Origin of the sequence: Arthrobacter sp. 2YAF22_2 (genome assembly GCF_052114645.1) — a bacterium.
In the GTDB taxonomy this organism is placed as follows: Bacteria; Actinomycetota; Actinomycetes; order Actinomycetales; family Micrococcaceae; genus Arthrobacter.
In genome coordinates this window covers 1-6,002 of sequence record NZ_JBFRFD010000203.1, presented here as the reverse complement: position 1 = coordinate 6,002, position 6,002 = coordinate 1, and the positions used below count along the sequence as shown (strand labels likewise).

General features: G+C 67.5%; 8 protein-coding genes and 1 tRNA gene. 5 read left to right on the top strand and 4 right to left on the bottom strand.

The features are described from left to right. Window positions 1-229: hypothetical protein (locus AB4Y86_RS09955; RefSeq protein ID WP_441402080.1), on the top strand; the 229-nt coding region annotated here is incomplete at its 5' end. A 150-nt stretch (window positions 230-379) separates the two neighbouring features. Continuing rightward, a tRNA-Tyr gene (locus AB4Y86_RS09950) sits at window positions 380-461 on the top strand. 104 nt (window positions 462-565) lie between these two features. On the opposite strand, the gene AB4Y86_RS09945 is transcribed toward AB4Y86_RS09950, so the two are convergent. Then, window positions 566-1,279, bottom strand: a complete 714-nt coding sequence (locus AB4Y86_RS09945) for an alpha/beta fold hydrolase (protein WP_441402079.1) — start codon at window positions 1,277-1,279, stop codon at window positions 566-568. A 142-nt stretch (window positions 1,280-1,421) separates the two neighbouring features. Between AB4Y86_RS09945 and AB4Y86_RS09940 the strand changes: the two genes are divergently transcribed. Together AB4Y86_RS09940 and AB4Y86_RS09935 are read left to right on the top strand one after the other, a co-directional pair. Continuing rightward, window positions 1,422-1,598: a DUF1059 domain-containing protein gene (locus AB4Y86_RS09940; protein WP_441402078.1), complete on the top strand. Its 177-nt coding sequence runs from the start codon at window positions 1,422-1,424 to the stop codon at window positions 1,596-1,598. Continuing rightward, the gene (locus tag AB4Y86_RS09935) at window positions 1,595-2,746 is read left to right on the top strand and encodes an EAL domain-containing protein (RefSeq protein ID WP_441402077.1); all 1,152 of its coding nucleotides are present in this window, start codon (window positions 1,595-1,597) and stop codon (window positions 2,744-2,746) included. The genes AB4Y86_RS09940 and AB4Y86_RS09935 overlap by 4 nt, the downstream gene beginning before the upstream one ends. 38 nt (window positions 2,747-2,784) lie before the next feature. On the opposite strand, the gene AB4Y86_RS09930 is transcribed toward AB4Y86_RS09935, so the two are convergent. From AB4Y86_RS09930 to AB4Y86_RS09920, 3 genes are read right to left on the bottom strand one after another with little or no spacing between them, the layout of a single operon-like run. Beyond that, complete coding sequence (locus AB4Y86_RS09930) at window positions 2,785-3,222, bottom strand: DUF2871 domain-containing protein (RefSeq protein ID WP_441402076.1); 438 nt, start codon at window positions 3,220-3,222, stop codon at window positions 2,785-2,787. A gap of 58 nt (window positions 3,223-3,280) precedes the next feature. Next, entirely contained in the window at window positions 3,281-4,018 is a 738-nt protein-coding gene (locus AB4Y86_RS09925) for an ABC transporter ATP-binding protein (protein WP_441402075.1), read from the bottom strand. A gap of 57 nt (window positions 4,019-4,075) precedes the next feature. After that, window positions 4,076-5,209, bottom strand: coding sequence for an ABC transporter permease (locus AB4Y86_RS09920; RefSeq protein ID WP_441402074.1), 1,134 nt, complete (start codon window positions 5,207-5,209; stop codon window positions 4,076-4,078). 235 nt (window positions 5,210-5,444) lie between these two features. Between AB4Y86_RS09920 and AB4Y86_RS09915 the strand changes: the two genes are divergently transcribed. Continuing rightward, a partial coding sequence (locus tag AB4Y86_RS09915) for a hypothetical protein (protein ID WP_441402073.1) occupies window positions 5,445-6,002 on the top strand: 558 nt, incomplete at its 3' end.

Below are 6,002 nucleotides of genomic sequence, written 5' to 3'. Positions count from 1 at the left end.
CCGCAAGGCCGTCCGTTACGTCACCCGTTCCACTGCAGCCGCCGCGACGTCGGTGGCGGCGGCTGCCTTGGCGGCCTCCATCATCCTGAGTCCTGCCGCCGAGGCCTCGATCCGGCTCGGCGGGGTGCAGGCGGACCTGGCCCGGGCGGTGCAACTGAATCAGGTCACGCCGGAGCAGGCGGCCAAGTTCGAGGCGAAACTGGCGGACCGGATCCGCGGAGAAGCCTGAGTTTCCGGGCCTCCCGGGGCCATCTGGCGCCGATTCGATTCTTCGGCGGAAGTTCTGTAAAGTTGTCTTGCCCGCGGTTGCTGGAAGCGGAACGGACTGGAAACAGCCGTTCCGAACATGGAAGCCGCGAGTGATCTTCTTTCGAAGTTCGGCAGATTACCCGAGCGGCCAAAGGGGGCTGACTGTAAATCAGCTGGCAACGCCTACGGGGGTTCGAATCCCTCATCTGCCACCCTTGAAAAGTCTCCGGAACCAATAGGTTCCGGAGACTTTTCTTTTTGTCCTATGACCCCGCCACTGCTCCGTAAGCGCCCTTTTGAGGCGTGAAAACGGCCGTTACGGAGCAATCGACGTTCGGTCCACGGCGGCCAGGATGGCCGCGCCGAGGTCGGCGGGCCTGGTGAACTGCGGCCAGTGGCCGGTGGGCAAGTCCACGTACTCGACGTCGCGGACCCGTGCCAATTCGGCCACGAACGGGTGACCCGCCGCAATCCATTCACGCAACAGCGACGTCGGAAATTCGCAGGCGATCACGGTGGCCGGGACGTCGTAGCGGCGTTCATCACCGAGCCGCTGCTGGTCATAGGCGACGCCTTTGGGTTCCGGAATGGCACGTGCCCTAAACGCGGCCCGCAGGTCCTCGTTCAGGCCAACCAGATCCTTGTCATCGAAAAATTCCCAGGGCGGCAACGCCAAATTGTCGCCGTCGGCCGGCAGTTCGTCATTGATGACCCCGCCTTCCCCCAAGGGGCCGCTGTCCACGTAGATGGCCCGGGCCACGCGGTCCGGGCGCGCATCGGCGGCGCCGTGGATGATGGCGCCGCCTCCGGAGTGGCCGACCAGAACCACTGGAGTGTCGAAGCTGTCCACGGCGGCCACGACGGCGTCGATGTGGGTCCGCAGACCGATGCCGGCGCGCGGAGCATCCGCCGATTCCAGCCCAGGCAGCGTCAGGGGGTGCACACGGTGCCCCGCGGCAACCAGCGGCGGCGTAACCTCCGACCATGAGGACGCGTCCAGCCAGAATCCGGGAACCAGAATAATGTCCATGCCGGCACCCTACGCCGTCCGGCCGCTTCCGGGATCCGCCACGCCCGGCTTGCCCTGCGACACCCGGGGCGCGGAATCGGCCGATACTGCGCTACTGGAGAGTAGGGTAAAGCGCGTCGATCGTTGAGCCTGAGGAGCTGTAATGAAGTCGTTTGCATGTGGTGACGTTGTTCCCGGTTGTGAAGCCCGCTGGGTCTGCAGCACCGAGGACGAAATTCTGGTCAAAGTCGGTGCCCACGCGGCGTCGGTGCACGGCCTGACCGAACTGCCCGCTGAACTCGTCGGGTCGGTCCGCAAAGCGATCCACGCGGCTAGTTGATTCCGGCGGCCGACATCCCAGGCGCCGGGGCCGGCGGGTCCGCGGCCCCGGACTGGGAGAGCCTGCTGGCTTCGGCCTGCCGCGGCGAGGGACTGGCGGCTGCCTATCAGCCCATCGTGGATACCTCTCGGGGCACGGTGGTGGGCTACGAGGCGCTGGCGCGGTTTCCCGGCTACGCCGAAAAGAACCCGGAGATCTGGTTCGCTGCTGCGCGCCAGCACGGAAAAGCCGCAGAGCTCGAGTCCGCGGCGCTGCGTCAGGCACTGACGGCACGGGATGCGCTGCCGGCCAACTGCTTCCTGACCCTTAATGTCTCCCCGGAATTGCTGACCTCGGAGAGCATCCGCGGCGTATGGCGCGACCAGGGCAAACTGGGCGGGCTCATTGTCGAGCTCACCGAGCAGACCCCCATTGAGTCGTATGTGGAGCTGGAGCCGGACCTCAACCAGCTGCGCGCCGCCGGCGCCCTGATCGCCGTCGACGACGCCGGCGCTGGTTACGCGGGGCTGCGGCACCTGCTGGCCCTGCGGCCTTCCCTGATCAAAATCGACCGCGCCCTGATCCAGGACGTCGACCGGGATGAGGCGAAGCGGGCCCTGATCGGGATGCTCGGTGCGTTCGCCAGCCAGGTCGATGCGTGGATCCTGGCGGAGGGCGTGGAACGGTCCGAGGAACTGGACGCACTGGTGTCACTGGGCGTCCCTCTCGTGCAGGGCTACTACCTGGCCCGGCCCGCTCCGCCATGGGCCGGCATCGACCTTGACCTGGCGCACCGACTGGCCAGCACCCGCCCGGCAGACCGCAAAACTGTCATCCGCGACGTCGTCGAACCGGCGACGACGGCGGCGAGTGTCACGCAGGCGGCCGAAGCCTTCGCCGCCAACCCCGCGCTGGAGGCCGTCGTCCTGATCGGCGAGCACCTCCGGCCGGTGGCAGTTCTGGACGCCGGGGCGTCCGCACTGGGCGTGGTCAGCCCGGGAATGCGCGTGAATCTCGATACGCCGTTGAGCCAGGCCCTGGCCCGTGCAATGACCAGGGCCCGGGGCCAACGGTTCGAGTCACTCCTGGTGACGGACAACGCCGGCCGCTTCGCCGGCGTCGCCCGGATGGAGCGGATGGTCATTGCCCTGGCCGGGGCCGGCGACTAAGCCGGGCGTTGGTCTCACTTCCGCGGGTCGCCGCGGGGTCAGCCGGCGGTGCTGAATGCCGCTTCGGATACTTCTTTGCCGGAGACGCGCTTGCCCAGGGCGATGAAAAGCAGGACCAGTCCGGCCGTGAGGCCGATGTGCCCGAGGCCGGCGATGCCTGCCATCGCCGCCGACTGCGCGATGCCCTGCACGGCAAAGACGCCGCTGAGGACCATCATCGCCGTCGTGACGACCAGTCCGGCGTTGTAGGTCCAGAAGAACGCGTTGAAGACGCGCGAGCCGGACAGGCGGAAGATATTGTCCAGTGCCAGGACGGCAAGGAAGAAGAGCATGCCCAGGGCCAGAAGGTGGGTGTGGACCACAGAAAGTTGGCTGGCCCCGGTGAAATCGTTGGCCCTGGTGTATTCGCGATAGAACAGGCCGGAGGCCAGCCCGGCGATCAGGTACGCAAGGCTGRCACAGTAGAGCTTCTTCATGGGGTGATCCTTTGCTGATGGTGTAGTGGCGTGATTCTTCGGGGAGCAGCGGCGGCCGTTAGGCCAGGGTGAGCACGGGGGTGGTGAGCCGGCCGTCGCGCATGGTGGCCACGGAGTCGGTCAGCGGGACGAATTCGGTGTCGTGGGTGACCATGACGGTGGCGACCATGAATTCGTCGGTGACGCGGCGCAGGAGCCGGACGATGGAGTCGCTGCGTTCGTGGTCCAGGGCCGCCGTGGGCTCGTCGACGAGCAGGACCTTGGGGTCGCCCATCAGCGCCCTGGCGATGTTGACGCGCTGGCGCTGCCCCCCGGAGAGCTGGTGCGGCCGCTTGTCCGCGCTGGAGGCGAGCCCGACGACGTCGAGCAGTTCCGCGGCTTTGGCGCGGGCTGCTTTGACTGACCTTCCGCGCAGATGGTCACCGATCACGAGTTGTTCCGCGGCGGTGAGGGACGCGAGGAGATTAGGCTGCTGGAAGATGATGCCGATCTTCTCCCGCCGCAGTGCGGTGAGGTCCTTGTCGCCGAGCCCGGTGGCGTCGGTGCCGTCGATGAGCACCAGGCCATGGGTAGGGCGGACCAAGGTGGCGGCGGCGGCCAGGAGGCTGGACTTGCCGGATCCGGACGGGCCCACGAGGGAGATCATCTGGCCTGCCTGGACCGTGAGGTTCACGGCATCCAAGGCCTTGATGGTCCCGTCGCCGTCCGGGTATTCGAGGGTGATGTTGACGAGGTTCAGGGGGCTGGGGCTGGTGCTGGCGTTGACGACGTTCAAGGGACGAGGGGCAGAGGACATGGTGGTACTTCCTTTTGTGGAGGTGTTCGGGCGGGGCGCTGCTGGCCGGAAGGGGTTTTAGTTGCCGCCGAGGGCGATGAGGGCGTCGACCTTGGTGACCCGGCGCACTGCCAGCGCCGCGCCGGCCAGGCCGAGGGCGATGATTCCGAAGATGGGCAGCAACGTCGTCGCGGGAGTGACCAGGAAGGGGGATGCCTTTGCCGCGAAGAATCCGCCGAGGATGCCGATCCCGCCGCCGAGTCCGGCGCCGGCGAGCAGGACGATGGCTGCCTGCGTGATGGCATCACGCAGGACGTACCCGCCGGACGCACCCATGGCTTTGAGAACCGCGATGTCGCGGGTCCGCTGCACGGTCCAGACCGTCAGGAAGGCCACGATGACAAGGGCGGAGATGCCGTAGAGGAAGGCCTGCATCAGGGTCAGGGAGCCGTTCTCACTCTTGTAGGATCCCAGGGCCTGGAAGGAACCCGTGCGGGATGCGCTGACGGTGTGGGCTGCGGTGTTGGCGGCCGTCTCGTCGACGGCGACGCCTGCCTTGTACGTGACGGCGGCGACGGTTCCGAGCTGTCCCGGGTCGCTCAGGTGCGCCAGCTTGGACCAAGTCGGAAGCGCTGTCCAGACCACGCTGGTGTGGGAGTACCACTGGTCCTCGACCACGGCGCTGACAGTTAGCTCGGCGCCCCCGACGTTGGCTTTGTCACCGGCGGCCAGGGAAAGGGCTTTGGCCACCGTCTTGCCTATCACGACAGTGTCGGCGCTGACGCGGGAAGGGGCCAGATGGCCTTCGGGTGCGACGCCGAAGACGGCGACGTTGGTGGTGCCGGTACCGGCTCCGCTGTCTTCGGCCACGGCCTGGAAGCGGGTCTGGCTGATGCCGACGGCTTCTGCATCTTGCACCCCGGCCCGGTTCTTCCAGCTATCGACCTGCGCGGCGGTGACTTCGCTTTCGGTGTAGGAAGCCTTGGGCTCGTTCAGCCCGGGCGCGCCGAAGACGACGCTGTCCACGGCCTTCGACGGGACTCCACTGCTGTTGACGGTGCCGAGTTTGCCGATGGCGGAGGTTGATTGATCACCCAGGCCCGCCGTCAGCCCCGAGAGCAAGACCAGCAGCAGGGTGATCAGGGCAACGACGCCGCCCATCAGGGCGAACCTGCCCTTGGCAAAGCGGATATCGCGGATAGCAAGAAACACGGTCGTTCTTCTTTCAGTGGGTTGTGCGGGGGCCGAAAAGCTCCTCCATCAACTCTCCCGCCGGCCGGCTCCGGCGCCATGGTGCAGGCGGTTGATACCGGCTGGACGAATGGTTGGTCCGCCGGTCAACCATTCGGTTGATCCTTCCCGGGCGGGACGCGCACACGGACTGGCCTTCGGACACAGGGGGCCCGGACCCGGCCGGCGTCCTTGACCGCAGTGCGAGGATGAGGGCATGAACTTCTTCGACGGGGTGCCGACCCCACCGCAGCGGCCGCGGATGCCCAGACACGTTCCTCCTGTCTGGGCTGCGCCGCCGTCGGATGAGCTGCCCGCCGTCGTCTCCGTGGGCCGGTTCCTCCAGCGCACCCCGCGGCTGGTGATGGCTGTGAAGAGTGCTGAGGTGTTCACCACCGGGTGCGTGATCGAGCTGGTCTGGACGGTCCGACGCGGGGGCGAGACCGACGCGGAATGGGCCGCGGTGACCGAGCAGTGCTTCAACCGGCCCGGTTTCCGCCGCGGTGCCGCGGGCGACGGCGGCGGGCTCCGCTTCGGCGTCGGCTATCCGGACGGCCAGAAGGCCACGGTGGACGGCATGCGCCCCTGGGGTCCCGAGGAGACCGCGCCCGACGGGCCGGTCCTCATGCCGGCCGGGGGTGGAGGCGGCGCGGGCAGCGACGAGGAGGCGAGCTGCTCCGCCAAATTCTGGGTGTGGCCGCTGCCTTCGGACGGTGACCTCCGGGTCGTGGCGCAGTGGCCGGACCGCGGCATGGGCGAATGCTCGGTGCCGATC